This window comes from Streptomyces sp. 6-11-2, assembly GCF_006540305.1.
Lineage (GTDB): Bacteria > Actinomycetota > Actinomycetes > Streptomycetales > Streptomycetaceae > Streptomyces.
Window position 1 is genome coordinate 2,891,883 of sequence record NZ_BJOR01000001.1, and the last position, 21,732, is coordinate 2,913,614.

The window sequence follows — 21,732 nt, forward strand, 5'->3', positions numbered from 1 at the left end:
GCGGTGCTCTCCGGCAACGACGTAAACAATACCCGATGCTGAGGGGTGCTCCGCCACCCCTTTGATCGGCGGCCGGCACGCCCTGGGATGGCTAGGCTGGTGCGGATGCGACCCGCGACCCGCAGGCCGGGATCGGCGGCCGCCCCCACGCCCGCCGGCACGCATCCGATACGCACCCCGATACAAGGAGCCACAGGACATGGCCGACTCCAGTTTCGACATCGTCTCGAAGGTCGAGCGGCAGGAGGTCGACAACGCCCTCAACCAGACCGCCAAGGAGATCTCGCAGCGCTACGACTTCAAGGGCGTCGGTGCCTCGATCTCGTGGTCCGGTGAAAAGATCCTCCTGGAGGCGAACTCCGAGGACCGGGTGAAGGCAGTCCTCGACGTCTTCCAGTCCAAGCTGATCAAGCGCGGCATCTCGCTGAAGGCCCTGGACGCGGGCGAGCCGCAGCTGTCCGGCAAGGAGTACAAGCTCTTCGCGTCGATCACGGAGGGCATCTCCCAGGAGAACGCGAAGAAGGTCGCGAAGCTCATCCGCGACGAGGGGCCCAAGGGCGTGAAGGCCCAGGTCCAGGGCGAGGAACTGCGCGTCAGCTCCAAGAGCCGCGACGACCTCCAGACCGTCATCGCGCTGCTGAAGGGCCAGGACTTCGACTTCGCGCTCCAGTTCGTGAACTACCGGTAGGACAGAACAGAGTGGGCACCCGGCCGGCGCCCACCCTTTCCCGCCCGCCGGCCGCGGCCCGGCGCGGCCCCGCCCGGCCCGCGGGCTCAGTCGCGCGAGTTGCCGAAGAAGATGCGGTAGGCGATCAGCAGCACGAGCGAGCCGCCGATCGCGGCGGCCCAGGTGGCGCCGTCGTAGAGTTGCCGGCTGATCGGGTGGTGCAGCCAGCGGGCGGAGATCCAGCCGCCGAGGAACGCTCCGGCGACGCCGATGAGAGTCGTGACGATGAAGCCGCCCGGGTCACGCCCGGGCAGCAGGAGCTTCGCGATGGCGCCGGCCAGGAGCCCCAGGATGATCCAGCTGATGATGCCCATGCTCTGAACCTGCCCTTCCACGCCGTGCCTGCACTGTCCCGGTGCTTCGACTTCGGTTCGGACAGGCTGTGCTGCTGCGCCCGCAGGCCGCGTCGTGCTTGTCGTGCTTGTCACATGCTGTGATCGTGCTTACCACACGCGTGTTCGTCCCGCGCCGGGAGCACGTCGTGGAGAGGGACACCCCGACCGCGTCCCGCGGTTGCACCGGTCAGTAGGGTTCGGACCATGAGTCGGTCCGCTGCCCCGTCCTCGGCGTCCGAGCTGCGGCGCACCCTCGGGGTCACGGACGCCGTGGTCATCGGGCTCGGCTCGATGATCGGAGCCGGGATCTTCGCCGCCCTGGGGCCGGCGGCCCGCGCGGCGGGCTCCGGGCTGCTTCTCGGGCTCGCGGTCGCCGCCGTGGTGGCCTACTGCAACGCCACCTCCTCGGCACGGCTGGCCGCCCGGTATCCCGCCTCCGGCGGCACGTACGTGTACGGGCGTGAACGGCTCGGCATGTTCTGGGGCCATCTGGCGGGCTGGGCGTTCGTCGTCGGCAAGACGGCCTCCTGTGCGGCGATGGCGCTCACCGTGGGCGCGTACGTCTGGCCGGGTCAGGCGCACGCGGTGGCGGTCGCGGCGGTGGTGGCGCTGACCGCGGTGAACTACGGCGGCGTCCAGAAGTCCGCCTGGCTGACGCGGGTGATCGTGGCAGTCGTGCTGGCGGTCCTCGCCGCCGTGGTCGTGGTGTGTCTGGGGTCCGGCGCCTCTGCCGCCGACCGGGCGGCCGTCGGCGGCTCGGTCGGCGCCGGCGGCGTCCTTCAGGCGGCCGGGCTGCTGTTCTTCGCCTTCGCCGGGTACGCGCGGATCGCGACCCTCGGCGAGGAGGTGCGGGATCCCGCGCGCACCATTCCGCGCGCGATCCCGCTCGCCCTGGGCATCACGCTGGCCGTGTACGTGTGCGTGGCGGTGGCCGCGCTCTCCGTGCTGGGGCCGGACGGGCTGGGCCGCGCGGCGGCACCGCTGGCCGACGCGATGCGGGCGGCCGGTGTGCCCGGGCTGGTCCCGGTGGTGCGCGCCGGGGCCGCCGTGGCCGCGCTGGGGTCGCTGCTCGCCCTGGTCCTGGGCGTCTCGCGGACCACGCTGGCCATGGCCCGGGACCGGCATCTGCCCGCTGTGCTGGCCGCCGTGCACCCCCGTTTCCAGGTGCCGCACCGGGCGGAGCTGGCCGTGGGCGCGGTGGTCGCGGTGCTGGCCGCGACGGTCGACGTCCGGGGCGCGATCGGCTTCTCCTCCTTCGGCGTCCTGGCGTACTACGCGGTCGCCAACGCCTCCGCCTGGACCCTCGATCCCGCCCCGGCCCGGCGCGCGGTCCCGGCGCTGGGCCTCGTCGGATGCGTGACGCTGGCGTTCGCCCTGCCGTGGATCTCGGTGGCCGTGGGCAGCGGCGTGCTGGTGGCGGGCATGGCCTCGTACGGCGTACGGCGCTGGTGGGCGGCGCGGTAGGGCCCGGCGTACGGCGGCGGCGCACCGCGGGATCGTCTCCGAACGTTCCCGATCACGCTACAAGGGGGCTGTGGCTCCCTCACATCCCCTGATCGCGCCGATACTTGAGTCAGCGGGCAGTGCCGACGGAACGATCTTGGAGGATGCCGATCATGAAGGTGATCAACCTGCTGCTCAACCTCGTGTGGCTGGTCTGCTGCGGCATCTGGATGGCGATCGGCTACCTGATCGCCGCGCTCATCTGCTTCGTCCTGATCATCACCATTCCGTTCGGCATCGCGTCGCTGCGCCTCGCGGGATTCGTCCTGTGGCCGTTCGGCCGCGACGCCGTGGAGCGTCCGGGGGCCGGGGCGGGGTCGTTCATCGGCAACGTGATCTGGCTGGTCTTCGCGGGCTGGTGGCTGGCGCTGGGGCACCTGATCACCAGCATCCCGCTGTTCCTGTCGATCATCGGCATCCCGTTCGGGTGGGCCAACCTGAAGCTCATCCCGGCCTCGCTGATGCCCCTGGGGCGTGAAGTGGTCCGGACGGACGACGGATTCGCCGGGCGCTGAGCGACGCGCCCGGACAGGTGAGGCCGGGCGCCGTCGCCGCCGTCCCGGGCGGCTCTCCCCGGCCGGGCTTCGTCCCCGGCCGGGCTTCGTCCCCGGCCGTCTCAGAGCCGGCGGCCGGCCATCTGCTCGAGCCGGGCGATGCGCTCCGCCATCGGCGGGTGCGTGGAGAACATCTTCGACAGCCCCTGACCGGGGCGGAACGGGTTGGCGATCATCATGTGACTCGCCGTCTCGATACGCGGCTCGGGGGGCAGCGGGAGCTGCTGGGTGCCCATCTCCAGCTTGCGCAGGGCGCTGGCGAGCGCGAGCGGGTCGCCGGTGAGCCGGGCGCCGGACGCGTCCGCCTCGTACTCCCTGGAACGGCTGATGGCCAGTTGGATGAGGGAGGCGGCGAGCGGGCCGAGGAGCATGATCAGGAGCATGCCGATCAGGCCGGGGCCCTCGTCGTCGTCGGAGCGGCCGATCGGGATCAGCCAGGCGAAGTTGACCAGGAACATGATCACGGAGGCCAGGGCGCCGGCGACGGAGGAGATGAGGATGTCTCGGTTGTAGACGTGGCTGAGCTCGTGGCCGATGACGCCGCGCAGCTCGCGCTCGTCCAGGATGCGCAGGATGCCCTCCGTGCAGCACACCGCGGCGTTGCGCGGGTTGCGGCCGGTCGCGAAGGCGTTGGGTGCCTCGGTCGGGGAGATGTACAGGCGGGGCATGGGCTGGCGGGCCTGGGTGGAGAGGTCGCGGACCATGCGGTACAGGGCCGGGGCCTCGAACTCGCTGACCGGGCGGGCCCGCATGGCGCGCAGCGCCAGCTTGTCGCTGTTCCAGTACGCGTACGCGTTGGTGCCGAGGGCGACGAGGACCGCGACGATCAGGCCGGTGCGGCCGAACAGACTGCCGATGAGGATGATGAGTGCGGACAGTCCCCCGAGGAGGACTGCGGTCCTGAGCCCGTTGTGCCGGCGGTGCACGGTACGCCCTCCAAGTGGTGCGGCAGGGGAACCCTTCGCTTGCTGCGCTTCGACTCCACCGGTGCCGTGTGGTGTCACGTCCAGTGGACCCTTCCGAACTGGTCAACGCGAGGCGAGGGCCGCGGGTTCCCTGGTGCGCGCGACGGCGCGCGGGCCGTCCGGGTGAGCGGGGCGCCGGGCGGCACGCGCGCGTGAGGGCCGGTGCCCCACGCGCGCGTGGCGGGCCCAGGACTCAGAACAGGCCGGTGCCGGCGAAGCGGAGCACCAGCTGGGGGGCGCCGGAGAGCGCTGCGCCGAGGACGCCCGTCAGGGCGAGGGCGGCGGTGAGGGGGGCCGGGACGCGGTGCCGGACGGGTTCGCCCTCGGGGGCGCGGAACAGCAGGGTCGTCCACTGGAGGTAGTAGAACAACGCGATGACGACGTTGACGGCCATGACGACGGCGAGCCAGCCGAGTCCGGCGTCGACGGCCGCGGAGAACACGGTGACCTTGGCGAACAGCCCGATGACACCCGGGGGAAGGCCGGCCAGGCAGAGCAGGAAGAAGGCCAGCAGCAGCGCGGTCAGCGGGTTCGTGGCGTACAGGCCGCGGTAGTCGCTGACGCGGTTGCGTTCCTTCGTACGGCCCACGAGCGCGGCCACGGCGAAGGCGCCGATGTTCACGGCGGCGTACATCAGGGCGTAGGCGACCGTGGAGCCGATCGACTTCTGCGGGTCCTTGGAGTAGCCGGCGGCGGCGATCGGCACCAGGAGGTAGCCGGCCTGGCCGACGGAGGACCAGGCGAGCAGTCGTACCGCGCTGTACGCGCGCGTGGCCTGCTGGCGCAGCGCGCCGACGTTGCCGACGGTCATGGTGAGCGCGGCGAGCACGGCCAGCGCGGGGCCCCAGGCGCCGGAGTACGACGGGAAGGCGACGACAGTGACGAGGATCAGTCCGGTGAAGCCGACGGCCTTGCCGACGACCGACAGGTAGGCGGCGACCGGCAGGGGGGCGCCCACGTAGGTGTCGGGCACCCAGAAGTGGAAGGGGACGGCCGCCGTCTTGAAGGCGAAGCCGACCAGGGTGAGGACGACGCCGGTCTGGGCGAGCGTGTGGAGCTGACCGTCGACGTGCTGGATGCGTTCGGCGATCCGGGTGAGGTACAGGGTGCCGGTGGTGGCGTAGACGAAGCTGACGCCGAGCAGGCTGACGGCGGTGGCGGTGACCGACGACAGGAAGAACTTCAGGGCCGCGTCGGAGGACCTGCGGTCGCCGTGCCGGAGGCCGACGAGGGCGAAGGCGGGCAGGGAGGCGACCTCCAGGGCGACGACGAGGGTCGCCAGGTCGCGTGCGGCGGGCAGGAGCGCGGCGCCGGCGGCGGAGGCCAGCAGCAGGAACCAGAACTCCCCTTCGGGCAGTGCCCTGCGCGCGTCCTTCAGCGCGGTGACCGACAGCAGGGCGGTCAGGAGGGCGCCGCCGAGGACGAGGAACTGGATGACGAGGGTGAAGCGGTCGGCGGTGTAGCTGCAGACGTCGGGGTGGCCGCTCTGGCAGAACGTGGCGCGGTCGCCGTCGCGGAGGGGCAGGAGCAGCAGTGCGGCGGCGGCGAGTCCGGCGACGGAGAACCAGCCGAGGAGGGGCTTGCGCGCGTCCGGCACGAAGAGGTCGGCGACGAGGACCACGAGGGCGATCACCGCGGTGAGGGTGGGCGGCGCGACGGCGAGCCAGTCGACGGACTGGACCACCGACGGGGCCGCCGTCTGGGCCAGGGCGCTCATCGGGTGCCTCCTGCGAGGAGCTGCTGCACGGCCGGGTCGGTGAGCCCGAGCAGGGCCTTCGGCCAGAGTCCGGCGAGGACGGTGAGGACGACGAGCGGGGTCCAGGCCGCGAACTCGTAGCCCCGGACGTCGGCGAGCTGTGGCGCCTGCCGCGGTACGGCGCCCATGCAGACGCGGCGGACCACGACGAGCATGTACGCGGCGGTCAGCAGGGTGCCGAAGGCGCCGATCGCCATGAAGGTGAGGAAGGCGGGCCGGCTGAGGTCGGCGGCGGGCCGGAACGAGCCGAACAGGGCGAGCATCTCGCCCCAGAACCCGGCCAGGCCCGGCAGGCCGAGCGAGGCGACGGCGGCGAAGGCGAGCAGTGCGCCGAGGCGCGGGGCCTTTCCGTACAGCGCGGCACCGGACTTCTCGGCGAGGGCGTCGAGGTCGGTGGTGCCGGTGCGGTCCTTGAGCGCGCCGACGAGGAAGAACAGCAGTCCGGTGATGAGGCCGTGGGCGATGTTGGCGAACAGGGCGCCGTTCACGCCGGTGGGGGTCATGGTGGCGATGCCGAGCAGGACGAAGCCCATGTGGCCGACCGAGGAGTAGGCGATGAGCCGCTTGAGGTCGCCCTTCGCGCCCTGCCTGGCGAGGGCGAGGCAGGCCAGGGACCCGTAGATGATCCCGACCACGGCGAGGGCGGCGAGGTAGGGCGCGAAGGTGCGGAAGCCGTCGGGTGCGATCGGCAGCAGGATGCGGACGAAGCCGTACGTCCCCATCTTCAGCAGGACACCGGCCAGCAGCACCGAGCCGACGGTCGGGGCGGCGGTGTGCGCGTCCGGCAGCCAGCTGTGCAGCGGCCACATCGGCGTTTTGACGGCGAGCCCGAGACCGATCGCCAGAACGGCGATGACCTGCACGGACGCGGTCAGTGACCGGCCGTTGTCAGTGGCGAGTGCCACCATGTCGAAGGTGCCGGCCTTGAGCCCGATGAGGAGCAGGCCGAGCAGCATGACGACCGAGCCGAGCAGGGTGTAGAGGATGAACCGCCAGGCGGCGGCCTGACGGCCCTCGCCGCCCCAGCGGGCGATGAGGAAGTACATCGGGATGAGGACCATCTCGAACGCGAGGAAGAACAGCAGCAGATCGAGGACGGCGAAGGTGGCGAGGGTGCCGGACTCGAGGAGGAGCAGCAGCGCGACGAAGGCCTTCGGGGTGGGACCCGTGGGCGGCTTGAAGTAGGAGTACAGCGCGCAGAGGAAGGTCAGCAGCGCGGTCAGTACGACGAGGGGGAGGGAAATGCCGTCGACGCCGAGGTGGATGCGCACGTGGAGTGCGGGGATCCAGCTGATGTCGGTCGTGGCCTGCATCTTCGACGGGTGGGCGTGGTCGAAGCCGAGCGCGAGGACGATCGCGGCGGCGAGGATCGCGCCGGTGACGGTCACGCCGTGCCGGAGCACGGCCTGCTCGGGTGACTTCCCCTTCAGTCCGGGCGGTGCGGGCAGGAGGGCGGCGAGCGCGCCGAGGAGCGGGCCGGCGACGAGGAACGCCAGAAGGAACTGCATCACGGACTCGTTGATATCGATCACGCCTGCTCACGCTCCCGTGGCCAGAAGGACGGCGGCGACCGCCAGGACGACGGTGCCGGCGAGCAGCGCGCTCACATAGGTCTGCACATTGCCGGTCTGGGCCCGCCGCACGGCGGCCCCGAGCAGTCGGGGTACGGCTCCGGCGCCGCGTACGTAGGTCTCGACGACCTCCCGGTCGAGGAACCGGACGAGGCTCGCTCCGGCCAGCACCGGGCGGACGAAGAGGGCCGCGTAGACGGCGTCGAGGTGGAAGCCGACGGCCGCGTGCCGGTGCAGCGGTCCGAGCAGCAGTCGTCCGGGGTCGGCGAGGTCGGGCGCGTGGGCGATGTCTCCGTACGCGGGCCGGTGGGTGGCGATGGCCTCGGCCTCGACGAGTCCGGCGTCGCCCTCGGGGTGGGCGGCGACGGCACCGAGGGGGGGCCGGGCGGCGAGCGCGGTGGTGTGCTGCCAGGCGCCGTAGATGACGATGCCGCCGACCAGGGCCACGCCGGTGCCGAGGACGGAGGTGATGAGCGTGGGGGTCAGGTCCCGGCCGTCGAACCATCCGGGCAGGACGCGGAAGGCGAGGCCGCCGAAGGCGAGGGACGGGAGGGCGAGCACCCAGAGCACGGCGTTCATGACGAGGGGCTGCCTGCCGTGGTCGGGGGCCTCGGCGCCCCGGCCGCGGAAGGCCAGGAGCCACAGGCGCATGGCGTAGGCGCCGGTGAGCAGGGCCGTGAGGAGGCCGGCCATGAGGACGGTCCAGCCCGCCGCCGCGGGGGCGTGGCCGGTCTGGCCGGTGGCCGCGTGCTCGGCGGCGCCGAGGACGGACTCCTTGGAGAAGAAGCCGCTGAAGGGAGGGATCGCGGCGAGCGCGAGGAGCGCCACGGTCATCGTCCAGTAGGCGTCCGGGACGCGGTCCCGCAGGTTGCTCATGCGGGACATGGCGGCCAGCGAGTTGGTGCCGGCGGCGTGGATGATCACGCCGGCCGCGAGGAACAGCAGCGCCTTGAAGGCGCCGTGCGACAGGAGGTGGAAGACGGCCGCGCCGCGGTCGCCGACGGCGAGCGCGCCGGTCATGTAGCCGAGCTGACCGATCGTCGAGTAGGCGAGGACGCGTTTGATGTCGTCCTGGGCGAGCGCGGCGAGCGCCGAGCCGGCCATCGTCACGGCGGCCATGACGGCGAGGACGACCATCGCGGCCGAGGAGGCCTGGAAGACGGGGAGGAGCCGGGCGACGAAGTAGACGCCGGCGGCGACCATCGTCGCGGCGTGGATCAGCGCGGAGACGGGCGTCGGGCCCGCCATGGCGTCGGGGAGCCAGGTGTGCAGCGGGAACTGCGCCGACTTGCCCGCCACGCCGGCGAGGAGCAGCAGGGCGATCAGGGTCGGGTGGTGCAGTCCGCCGCTCGCGACGGTGCCGAGGACCTGGGTGATCCGGAAGGACCCCGCGTCGGTGCCGAGCGCGAACAGGCCGATCAGGAAGGGCACGTCGCCGAGTTTGGTGACGAGGAAGGCCTTGATGGAGGCGGCACGGGCCTCGGGGGTCTCCCAGTAGTGGCCGACCAGGAAGTAGGAACAGATGCCCATGACTTCCCAGCCGACCAGCAGCACGATCAGGTCGCCGGAGTAGACGACGAGCAGCATCGCGGAGGTGAACAGGGAGACGAGGGCGGCGTACGAGGGGTAGCGGGGGTCGTCGCGCAGGTAGCCCGTGGAGTAGATCTGCACGCAGGTGGCGACGACGCCGACCAGGACGGCGACGAGCGCGGCGAAGCCGTCGATGTGCAGGGCGAGTTCGATGGGCACCGAGCCGGTGGGGGTGAGCTCGGTGGCGGCGTCGACGGCCCGTCCGCCGCCCTGGTCCGCGGCGACCAGCACGGCCAGGACCAGGGAGGCGAGGGTCGGCAGGACGGCGAGCGGGCGGACGAAGCCGGGCGCGGTGCGGCCGAGCAGCAGGCCGGCCACGGCGCCGAGGAACGGAAGGAGCGGAACGAGGACGGCGAGGGTGGTCGTGGTCACGCGGTGGCCTCAGCCTTCTCGGCGGCCTGCGCGGTCGCGGCGGCGCCGTGGGGGCCGTCGTCGGAGTCGTCGGGGCCCTCGGCGGAGTCGCGGAGCCGGTCGATGTCCGAGGTGCCGCGGTTGCGGTGGACGGCGAGGACGATCGCCAGGCCGATGCCGATCTCGGCGGCGGCGATGGCGATGGTGAACAGGGTCAGGGCCTGCCCGGAGTGCAGGGTCTCGATCGCGGCCCTGCTGAGCCAGACGTCGAAGGCGACCAGGTTGAGGTTGACGGCGTTGAGCATGAGCTCGACGGACATCAGGACCAGGATCGCGTTGCGGCGGGCGAGGACGCCGTACAGGCCGGTGCAGAACAGGAGGGCGGAGAGCACGGCGGGATAGGCGAGGTGCATCAGCGGACACCTTCCTTCGCGCCCGGGTCGCCGTGGGTCCCCGGAGCCCGGGTGGCGGCAGGGGCCTGGGCGGCGGCCGCGGTCGCCTTGCGGGACAGGACGATCGCGCCGACCAGCGCGGCCAGGAGCAGGACGGAGAGGGCCTCGAAGGGCAGGACCCAGTTCTGGAACAGGCTCTCGCCGGTGACCTTCGTCGATCCGGCGGCGGCGCCGTCCAGGTCGATCCAGGTGGTGCGGAAGGCGTCGACGACCACCCAGACCAGGGCGGCCGCGGCGGCGACGGCGACGGTCAGGGCGGCCCAGCGGTTGCCGGAGTCGGCGTCCGGGGAGCGGCCGATGGGCGCCCTGGTGAGCATCAGGCCGAACAGGAGGAGGACGACGACGGAACCCACGTAGATGAGGACCTGCACCCAGGCGATGAACTCGGCGGTGAGCAGCAGGTACTCCACGGCGAGGCCGCCGAGGGTCACCACCAGCCACAGTGCGGCGTGCACGAGCTGCCGGGTGGTGACGGTGACGAGGGCGGCGCCGAAGGTGACCAGGCCGACGAGGAGGAAGGCGATCTCGACGCCGGTCGGGGAGAGGAAGCCGTGGCTTGCGGCGGCGATGCTCACGTGTCCCCCTCCCGCGGTTCGGCCTGCGCGGCCGCCAGCTTCTCGGCGGTCTTGCGGGCGGCGGCGATCTCCTTGGGTTCCTCCGCGCCGGGGTCGAGGGCGGGCGGCGCGGGCACGGTCCACATCCACTCGCGCAGCTTGTCGCGCTCGTGGGTGAGGTCGCGGATGTCGGTCTCGGCGTACTCGAACTCCGGGGACCAGAACAGGGCGTCGAAAGGACAGACCTCGATGCAGATACCGCAGTACATGCACAGGGAGAAGTCGATGGCGAAGCGGTCGAGGACGTTACGGCTGCGTTCGCGGCCGCCGGGGGTCGCGGCGGGGACCGTCTCCTTGTGGGAGTCGATGTAGATGCACCAGTCCGGGCACTCCCGGGCGCACAGCATGCAGACGGTGCAGTTCTCCTCGAACAGGCCGATCACGCCGCGGGTGCGCGGCGGGAGGTCGGGCTGGACGTCGGGGTACTGCGCGGTGACGGTCTTCCTCGTCATCGTGCGGAGGGTGACGGCCAGGCCCTTGGCCAGGCCGCTGCCGGGGATGGGGGCCATGGCTACTGGATCACCACCTTGACGATGCCGGTGAGGGCGATCTGGGCGAGGGAAAGGGGAACGAGGAGGGTCCAGGAGAACTTCTGGAGCTGGTCCTCGCGCAGCCGCGGGTAGGTGACGCGGAGCCAGATGACCACGAAGGCGAGGACCGCCGTCTTCAGCAGGGTCCAGACCCAGCCGAGGCCGTCGGCGCCCCACGGGCCGTGCCAGCCGCCCAGGAAGAGGACGGTGGTCAGGCCGCACAGGACGACGATCCCGGCGTACTCGGCGAGGAGGAACAGGGCGAAGCGTAGACCGGTGTACTCGGTGTACGCGCCGAAGATGATCTCCGAGTCGGCGACGGGCATGTCGAACGGCGGGCGTTGCAGTTCGGCGAGGCCGGCGACGAAGAAGACGATCGCGCCGACGATCTGCCAGGGCAGCCACCACCAGTGGAAGGCGTGGACGATGCCGGGCAGGGAGACCGTGCCGGCCGCCATCGCCACGGAGGCGGCGGCGAGCAGCATCGGCAGTTCGTAGGCGAGGAGCTGGGCGGCGGTGCGCAGGCCGCCGAGGAGGGAGTACTTGTTGGCGGAGGCCCAGCCGGCCATGAGCGAGCCGAGGACGCCGATGGCCATGATCGCGAGCACGAAGAAGATGCCCGCGTCGAGGACCTGGCCGACGGCACCCTCACCGGGGCCGATCGGGATGGCGAGCAGCACGAGGAGGTAGGGCAGCAGGGCCACGGCCGGGGCGAGCTGGAAGACACGGCGGTCGGCGCCGGCCGGAACCACGTCCTCCTTCTGCGCGAACTTCACGCCGTCCGCGACGAGTTGGGCCCAGCCGTGGAAGCCGCCGGCGTACATGGGGCCGAGGCGGCCCTGCATGTGCGCCATCACCTTGTGCTCGGTCTGACCCACGATCAGGGGGAAGGTCAGGAACACCGCGAAGACGATCACGAGTCGCAGGGCGACGTCGACGGTGCCGTTCACCGCGTGCCTCCTTCCGGGTCGTCGGGGGTGGTGGGGGGGTTCGTGGCGTCGGGGTCGTCGTCCTCGGGGGCCGGCCCCGGTTTCGGTTCGGGTTCGTCGAACGCGGGGCGGGCGTGGTGCCAGGGGGCGTCCGAGCTGCGCGGTGCCGTGGGCGGCTTCGGGGCCGCCGCCTGCCCGCGCTGGGACGCCGAGCCCTCGCTCGCACTCCGCGCACGGCGAGGACCCGCGGCCCTTGCCCGCTGCGACGCCGACCCCTCGGCCGCACTCCGCGCCCCTTCGGCCCCCGGGGCCTGCGCGGCCGTGCTTTCGGCCCCGGCCCCGGCCCCGGCGTCCTCGGCGTCCTCGGCGGCACGCTCGCCGACTACGGCACCGTCCCGCCCAGGCACGCCCTCGGCGCCGCCCGAAACCTCCGCCTCGGCACCCCCGTCGCCGCGTGCCACCCGGCTCGCGCCCCGAGTCCGCCCAGCCTGCTCCCGCGCCACCGCGCCCTCGGCGCCGGCGTCTTCAGGCGCACCCTCAGCCCCGGCCCCGGAGTCCTCCGCGGCACGCTCGCCGACTACGGCACCGTCCCGCCCAGGCACACCCTCGACGCCGCCCGAAACCTCCGCCTCGGCACCCTCGGGCGCGGCCCCGGACTCGGCCGCCGTACCTTCCGTGCGCTCTGCCGTCTCACTTCCGCGCCGCCTCGCCTTGCCTTCGGCCACCGACCCCGGCCCGCCGACTCCAGGCGTGCCCTCGGCGGTCGTCGCAGCCTTCGGCTCCGCGGCCTTCGGCGCGGTCGCGGCGCTCTCGGCCGTCACCCCGGGCTTCGCGGCCGCGCCCTCAGCCGCAGCCCCCGACGCCGCGCCCTCGGTCCGTCCCGCCGCCCGGCTCTCACGCCGCGGCACCGGGCCTTCGGCCCCCGCACGCCGCCCGCCGGCGTTTCCCGCCGCGGCCTCGGCGCCAACCCCGGACCCCGCAGCCGCACCCTCAGGCACAGCCGCAGACCCCGACGCCGCACCCTCAGACGCAGCCGCAGCCGCAGCCGCAGCCGCGGGTCCCGCCGTCGTGCCCTCGTCGTGGTGAGCCGTCTGGCTTGCCGAGCCCTCGCTTGCGCTGCGCATCCGGCGGGGCCGGGCGGCGGGGGCCGCGGGCTGCTCGGTTCCGGGAGCGGTCGTCTCCGTCCGGCCGGACGAGCCCTCCGCCGCCGTGCGCGTGCGGTGTGCCGGGCGGTCGCCCGCCGCCCGGGCCGCGCCGCGCGCCGGGCGGGACGGGGCGGGCGGGAGCTGGCCCTTCTGGGGGCCCCACTCGTTGGGGTCGGGCACGCCCGGCGGCAGCATCTGGCGGCGCTTGGGCCCGCCGTGGTCCGAGTCGCCCGGCTCCTTGGCCCCCGGCCAGGCCTTGGCGACGCGGGCCGCGAGGACGAAGTCCTTGCGGAGGGGGTGGCCCTCGAAGGTCTCCGGCAGAAGGAGGTGGTCCAGGCCCGGGTGGTCCTGGAAGGAGACGCCGAACATCTCGTGCGTCTCCCGTTCGTGCCAGGCCGCGCCCGCGTAGACGTCCACCGCGGTGGGCAGGACGGGCGCCTCGTGCGGAACCGTCGTACGCACCAGCAGACGCCGTACCGGGGCGAGGGCGACGACGTGGGCCGAGACGCAAAAGCCCGTGCCCGGCTCGTCGACGGCGCTCAGCCAGTCGAAATACGTGCAGCCCAGCTCGTCGCGGGCGGTCAGCAGCGCGGAGATCCACGTGTCCGGCGGCACGTCCACCGTCAGGACCTCGTAGGACTCCTGCGCGGTGGCCCCGGTCCCGAAGAGTTCGTCGACGGGCGCGGGCAGCCAGCCGGCCCCACTCATCGCGGGTCCCCCTCGCCGGTGGTCGCTGCGGCCGGCGGCCGTACGAGCCCGCTCTGCAGCGCCGCCGTCGAAGGACGGGCCGGCCCGGTCGCGTACCGCTCCGCCAGCGACTCGCGCGCGATCTTCTCCTGGAGTTTCAGGATCCCCTGGAGCAGCGCCTCGGGACGCGGCGGGCAGCCGGGAACGTAGACGTCCACCGGGATGATCTGGTCGACGCCCTTGGTGACGGAGTACGAGTCCCAGTACGGGCCGCCGCAGTTGGAGCAGGCGCCGAAGGAGATGACGTACTTGGGCTCGGGCATCTGCTCGTACAGCCGCTTGACCGCCGGGGCCATCTTGTCCGTGACCGTGCCGGACACCACCATCAGGTCGGCCTGGCGGGGCCCGGGCGCGAACGGGATCACGCCGAGGCGGATGAAGTCGTGCCGGGCCATCGACGCGGCGATGAACTCGATCGCGCAGCAGGCGAGGCCGAAGTTGAAGACCCAGAGCGAGTAGCGCCGGCCCCAGTTCAGGACGACCTTCATCGGCTCCGGGGCGAGCCGGGCGAGCGCGCCCAGCCGCTTCGGCTCCAGCAGCGGCACCGGTTCGGGGGTGATGGGGGTCACGTCCATGCCAGGACGCCCTTCTTGTATGCGTACAGCAGGCCCACGGCCAGGAAGCCGAGGAAGATGAACATCTCCACGAGCGTCGTCGCGCCGTAGCCGGGGGCGGCGAAGACCGTCGCCCAGGGGAACAGGAAGATCGAGTCGACGGCGAAGATCACGTACAGGAACGCGTAGACGTAGTAGCGGACCTGGGTGTGCGCCCAGCCCTCGCCGACAGGGTCGACGCCGCACTCGTACGTCAGCAGTTTCTCCGGAGTGGGGACCACCGGGCGCAGCAGGCGTCCCGCACCGAAGGCGACGGCGACGAACAGCACGCCGACGAGGGCGAGCAGTCCGACGACCGAATAGGACTGGAAGTAGTCCGCCGCGACGACGGCGGTCGACCCCCGCAACGTCTCCCGCACCGTCCGTTCCTCACTCCCTGGCCCTGTCGGACCTGTTGTCCCCGGCCCCGTGCTGTTCGGCTGTTCGACGATCTGTACGCACGGGAGTCTAGGCCCTGATAAAGGGCGGGTAAGCAGCCCGTCACACTCTGGGGCGCGAAGGTGGGGTTTTCCCCAGTGGGTGAGGGCGGCCCACCTCATGGCGCCGTCGGCCGCCGCACGGCACGCTGACCCCTATGACCGCTCGCATCTCCGCCGCCGATCCCGCGGCGGCAGGCACCGAGGACCGGCTGCCCCCGGCCCGTTTCGCCTACGACCTGCCCACCTGGAAGGAGATCACGCATCTCCTGGTGAACCTCCCAGTATCGCTGCTCGGCTTCGTCTACGTGGTGACGGTGCTGCTGACCGGCAGCGCGCTGACGCTCAACGTGATCGGCTTCCCGCTGCTGGCGCTCGGGCTGATGGGCTCGCGGCTGCTGGGACGGCTGGAGCGGGCGCGGGCACGGGCGCTGCTCGGGGTGCGGATCGACGAGCCGAGCCCGCTGTCGCTGCACGGCTCGAAGGGACTGCCCGGCCGGCTATGGACGGCGCTGAAGGACCCGGTGGGCTGGCGTTCGGCGCTGTACCACTTCATACGGCTGCCGTGGGGCGTGCTCACCTTCACGGTGACGCTGACCTCGCTGTTCGTGCTCTGGCCGGCGCTGCCTTTCCTCGCCCGGGGCCTGGCGAACGTGGACCGGGCGATGGTGCGCGGTCTGCTGTCGCCGTCCGACGAGCTGGAGCGGCGGATCGCCGAGCTGGAGTCGGACCGGGGGGTCGTGGTCGACACGGCGGCCGCGGATCTGCGGCGCATCGAGCGGGACCTGCACGACGGGGCACAGGCCCGGCTGGTGAATCTGGCCATGGGTCTGGGCCTGGCCAAGGAGAAGCTGCTGGAGGGCCGGTCCGACGAGCATGTCGCCGCGATGGTCGAGGAGGCGCACGGCGAGGTGAAGCTCGCGCTCCAGGAGCTGCGCGACCTGGCCCGCGGCATCCATCCCGCCGTGCTGACCGACCGCGGTCTGGACGCGGCCCTGTCGGCGGTGGCCTCGCGCTGCACGGTGCCGGTGCGGGTGACGGTCGACCTGGAGTCGCGTCCGGCCGCGGCCATCGAGGGCATCGCCTATTTCACGGTCTCCGAGCTGCTCCAGAACGTCAGCAAGCACAGCGGGGCGCGGTCCGCCTCCGTCGAGGTCTGGCGGACCGACGGCCGGCTGCTGATCCAGGTGGGGGACGACGGCCACGGCGGCGCCCGGCTGGACGGCGGAACGGGCATGCGCGGTCTGGCCGAGCGGCTGGACGCGGTCGACGGCCTGTTCGTCGTCGAGTCGCCGCCGGGCGGCCCGACGACCATCACGGCGGAGCTGCCGTGGCGGGACCGTACGGACGGTGCCGGCCCGGCCGGGTCCGGCGTGGCCGCCTCCGGCCGGGGCACCCCCGGCACGAGGTAGGGAAAACCCCCCGCCCAAGAGGCCGACGTGCTCCATGGTCCCGCCATCCGCGGCCGAGCACGCTGGGAGTACGGCGGGACAGCCGTAGGAGACACGAACACGGAACGAGGGGACGGGACGACGCCGATGGCCACCCAGTACCGATCGCAGGACGCACCGGGGTACGGGCCCTACAGCGCGGGCGGGTTCCACGACGGTGGCACCGGCCGGGAACGGCACCTGCTGCCGGCCGGGCTGCGGGCGCCGTTCGAGGCCCGCAGCTGGCGCGAGTTCGGGTACGTGCTGCTGAATCTGCCGATCGGCATCATGCTGTTCACGTACGCGGTGACGATGGTGTCGCTGGGCGCGGGCCTGCTGGTGACGTTCCTGGGCGTCCCGGTGCTGGCGGCGGCGCTGGCCGGCTGCCGCCTGTTCGGCGTGCTGGAGCGGGCGCGGGCGCGCCGGCTGCTCGGCCTGGAGGTCGCCGAGCCGCAGCCGCTGCGGACGACGAAGCCGGGCGTCCTGGCCTGGACGGGAGCCCTGCTGAAGAGCGGCGCCTCCTGGCGGGCCCTGCTCTACGCGATCCTGCACTTTCCGTGGGCGGTGTTCTCCTTCTCGGTCTCGCTGGTCTTCTGGACGCTGGGCTGGAGCCTGCTGACGTATCCGCTGTGGTTCTGGGTGTTCCCGATGTGGGCCGGCCAGGGCGGACTCCAGCTCTACGGCGACGGTCAGCACGGCATCTATCTGGACAATCCGTTCGAGATCACGGTGACCGCGCTGGTGGGACTGCTGTTCACGCTGGCCACGCCGTGGATCGTGCGGGCGCTGACGATGGTGGACCGGGTGCTGGTGCACGGGCTGCTGGGGCCGTCGCGGCTGTCGGCGCGGGTGGTGGAACTGGAGTCGGACCGGGGGGTCGTGGTCGACACGGCCGCCGCGGATCTGCGGCGCATCGAGCGGGACCTGCACGACGGGGCACAGGCCCGGCTGGTGGCGCTGGCGATGGATCTGGGGCTGGCGAAGGAGAAGCTGACGGAGGATCCGCAGGCGGCGGCGCGGATGGTGGACGAGGCGCACGGCGAGGTGAAGACCGCGTTGCAGGAGCTGCGGGACCTGGCGCGGGGGATCCACCCGGCGGTGCTGACGGACCGCGGCCTGGACGCGGCCCTGTCGGCGGTGGCCTCGCGCTGCACGGTGCCGGTGCGGGTGGAGGTCGATCTGGCCGAGCGGCCGGCGGCGGCCATCGAGGGGATCGCTTACTTCACGGTCTCCGAGCTGCTCCAGAACGTCAGCAAGCACAGCGGGGCACGGTCCGCCTCGGTGGACGTCTGGCGGGTGGAGGACCGGCTGATGCTCCAGGTCGAGGACGACGGGGTCGGCGACGCGGACGTGTCCAAGGGGTCGGGCCTCGCCGGGCTGGCCGAGCGGCTGGACGCGGTGGACGGGATCCTCATCGTGGACTCGCCGTCCGGGGGACCCACCCGGGTGACGGCGGAGCTGCCCTGGCGGCGCTGAGCGCGCCCAAAATCCACTGATGACGGCCTGCCGTCCGCGGCCACACGGGTCGCGGCGGCAGGCCGAAACATGTGGTCGCCTCCCTACACTTCCCCTGGCCCGGGCGCGGCGCGGTCCGAATACTGGAATGCTGGACCATGTCGTGCGGAAGACCGTGGGGCGAGGCTGTGGGGGGCCGAGGATCGTGGAGGACAGGGTGCGGGTGGTCATCGCCGAGGATTCAGTGCTGCTCAGGGAGGGCCTGACCCGGCTGCTGACCGACCGCGGACACGAGGTCGTGGCGGGTGTCGGGGACGCCCAGGCGCTGATCAAGACCATCACGGAGCTGCACGACCAGCAGGCGCTGCCGGACGTCGTCGTGGCGGACGTGCGGATGCCGCCGACGCACACCGACGAGGGGGTCCGGGCCGCGGTGCAGCTGCGCAAGGCGCACCCGGCGCTGGGCGTGCTCGTGCTCTCGCAGTACGTGGAGGAGCGGTACGCCACCGAACTGCTGGCCGGTTCCAGCCGCGGGGTCGGCTATCTGCTCAAGGACCGCGTGGCCGAGGTGCGCGAGTTCGTGGACGCGGTGGTGCGGGTGGCCGAGGGCGGTACGGCCCTGGACCCGGAGGTCGTCGCGCAGCTGCTCGGCCGCAGCCGTAAGCAGGACGTGCTGGCCGGGCTCACCCCGCGGGAGCGGGAGGTGCTGGGGCTGATGGCCGAGGGGCGGACGAACTCGGCGATCGCCCGGCAGCTGGTGGTGAGTGACGGCGCGGTCGAGAAGCACGTCAGCAACATCTTCCTCAAGCTCGGACTGTCCCAAAGTGATGGGGATCACCGGCGTGTTCTGGCCGTGCTCACCTATCTGAACTCGTGATCGTCCGACACTGAGTCGGACCGTGCGAACCGTCTCATCAGTGCGTCCAGCATGCGAACGATGCAGGGAAGGCGACCCTCACGGTCGTAGGGTTGAAGCCGGGAAGGTCTTCGGGAAGGCCGCTCCCACACAGCAGCCTCGAAGGAGGTCCAGTTCAGTGACCAGCCAGGTCAGCAGTCCAGCGGAGCAGGCCGACGGAGCCGTCGTAGGAGAGCAGCGCAGGGCGGCCGGGACGAAGGACGTCCGCCGCTTGGACCGGGTGATCATCCGGTTCGCGGGTGACTCGGGTGACGGTATGCAACTCACCGGTGACCGCTTCACCTCGGAGACGGCGTCTTTCGGGAACGATCTGTCGACGCTGCCGAACTTCCCGGCCGAGATCCGGGCCCCCGCGGGAACCCTGCCGGGTGTGTCCTCCTTCCAGCTGCACTTCGCCGACCACGACATCCTCACCCCCGGGGACGCGCCGAACGTGCTGGTCGCGATGAACCCGGCCGCGCTGAAGGCGAACGTCGGCGACCTGCCGCGCGGCGCGGAGATCATCGTCAACACCGACGAGTTCACCAAGCGCGCGATGCAGAAGGTCGGCTACGACGCCTCCCCGCTGGAGGACGGCTCGCTGGACGGCTACCACCTGCACCCGGTGCCGCTGACCACTCTGACGGTCGAGGCCCTCAAAGAGTTCGACCTGTCCCGCAAGGAGGCCGAGCGCAGCAAGAACATGTTCGCGCTGGGCCTGCTGAGCTGGATGTACCACCGGCCCACGGAGGGCACGGAGAAGTTCCTGCGGACGAAGTTCGCCCGGAAGCCGGAGATCGCGGCGGCGAACATCGCCGCGTTCCGGGCGGGCTGGAACTTCGGCGAGACGACGGAGGACTTCGCGGTCTCCTACGAGGTCGCCCCCGCCTCCAAGGCCTTCCCCGTCGGCACGTACCGCAACATCTCCGGGAACCTGGCCCTGGCCTACGGCCTGGTGGCGGCGTCCCGCCAGGCGGACCTGCCGCTGTTCCTGGGCTCGTACCCGATCACCCCGGCCTCGGACATCCTGCACGAGCTGTCCAAGCACAAGAACTTCGGTGTGCGGACCTTCCAGGCCGAGGACGAGATCGCGGGCATCGGCGCTGCTCTCGGTGCCGCCTTCGGCGGGTCGCTCGCGGTGACGACGACGTCCGGACCGGGTGTGGCTCTGAAGTCGGAGACGATCGGTCTGGCGGTGTCGCTGGAGCTGCCGCTGGTGGTGGTGGACATCCAGCGCGGCGGGCCGTCCACCGGCCTGCCGACCAAGACCGAGCAGGCGGACCTGCTGCAGGCGATGTACGGCCGCAACGGCGAGGCGCCGGTCCCGGTCGTCGCCCCGTGCACCCCGGCGGACTGCTTCGACGCCGCCCTGGAGGCGACGCGGATCGCGCTGACCTACCGCACCCCGGTGTTCCTGCTCTCCGACGGCTACCTCGCCAACGGCTCCGAGCCCTGGCGCATCCCCGATCTGGACGAACTGCCCGACCTGAGCGTGCAGTTCGCGCAGGGGCCCAACCACACGACGGCCGACGGCACCGAGGTGTTCTGGCCCTACAAGCGCGACCCCAGGACCCTGGCCCGCCCATGGGCCATCCCGGGCACGCCCGGCCTGGAGCACCGCGTCGGCGGCATCGAGAAGCAGGACGGCACCGGCAACATCTCCTACGACCCGGCCAACCACGACTTCATGGTCCGCACCCGGCAGGCCAAGGTCGACGGCATCGAGGTCCCCGACGTCGAGGTCGACGACCCGAGCGGGGCACGCACCCTCGTCCTGGGCTGGGGCTCCACCTACGGACCCATCACGGCGGCCGTGCGCCGGCTGCGCGCGGCCGGGGAGTCCATCGCGCAGGCCCACCTGCGCCACCTCAACCCCTTCCCGAAGAACCTCGGGGCCGTCCTGAAGCGTTACGACAAGGTGGTGATCCCCGAGATGAACCTCGGCCAGCTCGCCACCCTGGTCCGGGCGAAGTACCTGGTGGACGCGCACTCGTACAACCAGGTCAACGGCATGCCGTTCAAGGCGGAACAGCTCGCCGCGGCTCTCAAGGAGGCCATCGATGGCTGAGACGTCCACGGAAGGCACGGGCACGGCCGAGGCGCTCTCCCTGGTGCCGAAGGCCCAGGCCCGGCAGTCCATGAAGGACTTCAAGTCCGACCAGGAAGTGCGCTGGTGCCCCGGCTGCGGCGACTACGCGATCCTCGCGGCCGTCCAGGGCTTCATGCCGGAGCTGGGGCTGGCCAGGGAGAACATCGTCTTCGTCTCCGGCATCGGCTGCTCCTCCCGCTTCCCGTACTACATGAACACCTACGGGATGCACTCCATCCACGGCCGCGCCCCCGCCATCGCCACCGGCCTGGCCACCTCCCGGCGCGACCTGAGCGTGTGGGTGGTCACCGGTGACGGCGACGCGCTGTCCATCGGCGGCAACCACCTCATCCACGCCCTGCGCCGCAACGTCAACCTCAAGATCCTGCTGTTCAACAACCGGATCTACGGCCTGACCAAGGGTCAGTACAGCCCGACCTCCGAGATCGGCAAGATCACCAAGTCGACGCCGATGGGCTCCCTCGACGCCCCCTTCAACCCGGTCTCCCTCGCCATCGGAGCCGAGGCGTCCTTCGTGGCCCGCACCATCGACTCCGACCGCAAGCACCTCACCGAGGTGCTGCGCCAGGCCGCCGCCCACCCCGGCACGGCGCTGATCGAGATCTACCAGAACTGCAACATCTTCAACGACGGCGCCTTCGACGCCCTGAAGGACCGCACCCAGGCCCAGGAGGCGCTGATCCGCCTGGAGCACGGGCAGCCGATCCGCTTCGGCGCCGACGGCGAGCGCGGTGTCGTCCGGGACGTGCGCACCGGCGACCTGTCCGTCGTGGACGTCACCCCGGACAACGAGTCCGAGATCCTCGTCCACGACGCCCACGCTGCCTCCCCGACCACGGCGTTCGCGCTGTCCCGGCTGGCCGACCCCGACACCCTCCACCACACCCCGATCGGCGTCTTCCGGTCCGTCGACCGCCCGGTCTACGACACCGCGATGGCCGACCAGCTCGAAGCGGCGATCGAGCAGCGGGGCAAGGGCGACCTGGCCGCGCTGCTGGCCGGCGGGGACACCTGGACGGTCGTCGGCTGAGCGTCCTGCTCCG

General features: G+C 72.0%; 20 protein-coding genes. 8 read left to right on the top strand and 12 right to left on the bottom strand.

Annotated elements, in window-relative coordinates:
* Window positions 1-199: 199 nt before the first annotated feature.
* Window positions 200-688 carry a YajQ family cyclic di-GMP-binding protein gene (locus TNCT6_RS12355; RefSeq protein WP_141359417.1) on the top strand — a complete coding sequence of 163 codons (489 nt, stop codon included), beginning with the start codon at window positions 200-202 and terminating at the stop codon, window positions 686-688.
* 86 nt (window positions 689-774) lie between these two features.
* Here the strand turns inward: TNCT6_RS12355 and TNCT6_RS12360 are convergent, their stop codons facing one another.
* Window positions 775-1,041, bottom strand: a complete 267-nt coding sequence (locus tag TNCT6_RS12360) for a GlsB/YeaQ/YmgE family stress response membrane protein (protein ID WP_141359418.1) — start codon at window positions 1,039-1,041, stop codon at window positions 775-777.
* Between the two features lie 225 nt (window positions 1,042-1,266).
* On the opposite strand from TNCT6_RS12360, the gene TNCT6_RS12365 reads away from it, so the two are divergent.
* Both TNCT6_RS12365 and TNCT6_RS12370 read left to right on the top strand, forming a co-directional pair.
* Complete coding sequence (locus TNCT6_RS12365; RefSeq protein ID WP_141359419.1) at window positions 1,267-2,526, top strand: APC family permease; 1,260 nt, start codon at window positions 1,267-1,269, stop codon at window positions 2,524-2,526.
* A 152-nt stretch (window positions 2,527-2,678) separates the two neighbouring features.
* Entirely contained in the window at window positions 2,679-3,080 is a 402-nt protein-coding gene (locus TNCT6_RS12370; RefSeq protein ID WP_141359420.1) for a YccF domain-containing protein, read from the top strand.
* A 101-nt stretch (window positions 3,081-3,181) separates the two neighbouring features.
* On the opposite strand, the gene htpX is transcribed toward TNCT6_RS12370, so the two are convergent.
* The 11 genes from htpX to TNCT6_RS12425 all read right to left on the bottom strand — a co-directional run bounded on the left by htpX (window position 3,182) and on the right by TNCT6_RS12425 (window position 14,742).
* Window positions 3,182-4,045 (bottom strand): zinc metalloprotease HtpX, encoded by an 864-nt coding sequence (htpX, locus tag TNCT6_RS12375; protein ID WP_141359421.1) that lies wholly within the window; start codon window positions 4,043-4,045, stop codon window positions 3,182-3,184.
* Window positions 4,046-4,277: 232 nt separating this feature from the next.
* Window positions 4,278-5,801, bottom strand: coding sequence for an NADH-quinone oxidoreductase subunit N (locus TNCT6_RS12380; protein WP_141359422.1), 1,524 nt, complete (start codon window positions 5,799-5,801; stop codon window positions 4,278-4,280).
* A complete protein-coding gene (locus TNCT6_RS12385; protein ID WP_141359423.1) occupies window positions 5,798-7,372 on the bottom strand; it encodes a NuoM family protein in 1,575 nt (524 codons plus the stop codon). The genes TNCT6_RS12380 and TNCT6_RS12385 overlap by 4 nt, the downstream gene beginning before the upstream one ends.
* 6 nt (window positions 7,373-7,378) lie before the next feature.
* The gene (locus TNCT6_RS12390; RefSeq protein ID WP_141359424.1) at window positions 7,379-9,373 is read right to left on the bottom strand and encodes an NADH-quinone oxidoreductase subunit L; all 1,995 of its coding nucleotides are present in this window, start codon (window positions 9,371-9,373) and stop codon (window positions 7,379-7,381) included.
* Window positions 9,370-9,765 carry an NADH-quinone oxidoreductase subunit NuoK gene (nuoK, locus tag TNCT6_RS12395; protein ID WP_141359425.1) on the bottom strand — a complete coding sequence of 132 codons (396 nt, stop codon included), beginning with the start codon at window positions 9,763-9,765 and terminating at the stop codon, window positions 9,370-9,372. The genes TNCT6_RS12390 and nuoK overlap by 4 nt, the downstream gene beginning before the upstream one ends.
* The gene (locus TNCT6_RS12400) at window positions 9,765-10,379 is read right to left on the bottom strand and encodes an NADH-quinone oxidoreductase subunit J (protein ID WP_141359426.1); all 615 of its coding nucleotides are present in this window, start codon (window positions 10,377-10,379) and stop codon (window positions 9,765-9,767) included. Before TNCT6_RS12400 ends, nuoK begins: the two co-directional genes overlap by 1 nt.
* Window positions 10,376-10,927: an NADH-quinone oxidoreductase subunit I gene (locus TNCT6_RS12405; RefSeq protein ID WP_141359427.1), complete on the bottom strand. Its 552-nt coding sequence runs from the start codon at window positions 10,925-10,927 to the stop codon at window positions 10,376-10,378. Before TNCT6_RS12405 ends, TNCT6_RS12400 begins: the two co-directional genes overlap by 4 nt.
* Before the next feature lie 2 nt (window positions 10,928-10,929).
* The gene (locus TNCT6_RS12410) at window positions 10,930-11,898 is read right to left on the bottom strand and encodes a complex I subunit 1 family protein (protein WP_141359428.1); all 969 of its coding nucleotides are present in this window, start codon (window positions 11,896-11,898) and stop codon (window positions 10,930-10,932) included.
* Window positions 11,895-13,730 carry an NADH-quinone oxidoreductase subunit C gene (locus tag TNCT6_RS12415; protein ID WP_141359429.1) on the bottom strand — a complete coding sequence of 612 codons (1,836 nt, stop codon included), beginning with the start codon at window positions 13,728-13,730 and terminating at the stop codon, window positions 11,895-11,897. Before TNCT6_RS12415 ends, TNCT6_RS12410 begins: the two co-directional genes overlap by 4 nt.
* On the bottom strand, window positions 13,727-14,344 hold the full coding sequence (locus TNCT6_RS12420) for an NADH-quinone oxidoreductase subunit B (RefSeq protein ID WP_141359430.1): 618 nt from the start codon (window positions 14,342-14,344) through the stop codon (window positions 13,727-13,729). The genes TNCT6_RS12415 and TNCT6_RS12420 overlap by 4 nt, the downstream gene beginning before the upstream one ends.
* Window positions 14,335-14,742: an NADH-quinone oxidoreductase subunit A gene (locus TNCT6_RS12425; protein WP_141359431.1), complete on the bottom strand. Its 408-nt coding sequence runs from the start codon at window positions 14,740-14,742 to the stop codon at window positions 14,335-14,337. Before TNCT6_RS12425 ends, TNCT6_RS12420 begins: the two co-directional genes overlap by 10 nt.
* A gap of 215 nt (window positions 14,743-14,957) precedes the next feature.
* Here TNCT6_RS12425 and TNCT6_RS12430 point away from each other — a divergent pair, with 215 nt between their 5' ends.
* The 5 genes from TNCT6_RS12430 to TNCT6_RS12450 all read left to right on the top strand — a co-directional run bounded on the left by TNCT6_RS12430 (window position 14,958) and on the right by TNCT6_RS12450 (window position 21,719).
* Window positions 14,958-16,211, top strand: coding sequence for a sensor domain-containing protein (locus TNCT6_RS12430; RefSeq protein ID WP_141359432.1), 1,254 nt, complete (start codon window positions 14,958-14,960; stop codon window positions 16,209-16,211).
* 126 nt (window positions 16,212-16,337) lie between these two features.
* A complete protein-coding gene (locus TNCT6_RS12435) occupies window positions 16,338-17,705 on the top strand; it encodes a sensor histidine kinase (RefSeq protein ID WP_141359433.1) in 1,368 nt (455 codons plus the stop codon).
* Window positions 17,706-17,901: 196 nt separating this feature from the next.
* Window positions 17,902-18,561 (top strand): response regulator transcription factor, encoded by a 660-nt coding sequence (locus tag TNCT6_RS12440; protein WP_301184424.1) that lies wholly within the window; start codon window positions 17,902-17,904, stop codon window positions 18,559-18,561.
* A 157-nt stretch (window positions 18,562-18,718) separates the two neighbouring features.
* On the top strand, window positions 18,719-20,647 hold the full coding sequence (locus TNCT6_RS12445; RefSeq protein WP_141359435.1) for a 2-oxoacid:acceptor oxidoreductase subunit alpha: 1,929 nt from the start codon (window positions 18,719-18,721) through the stop codon (window positions 20,645-20,647).
* On the top strand, window positions 20,640-21,719 hold the full coding sequence (locus tag TNCT6_RS12450; protein ID WP_141359436.1) for a 2-oxoacid:ferredoxin oxidoreductase subunit beta: 1,080 nt from the start codon (window positions 20,640-20,642) through the stop codon (window positions 21,717-21,719). The genes TNCT6_RS12445 and TNCT6_RS12450 overlap by 8 nt, the downstream gene beginning before the upstream one ends.
* Window positions 21,720-21,732: the final 13 nt, after the last annotated feature.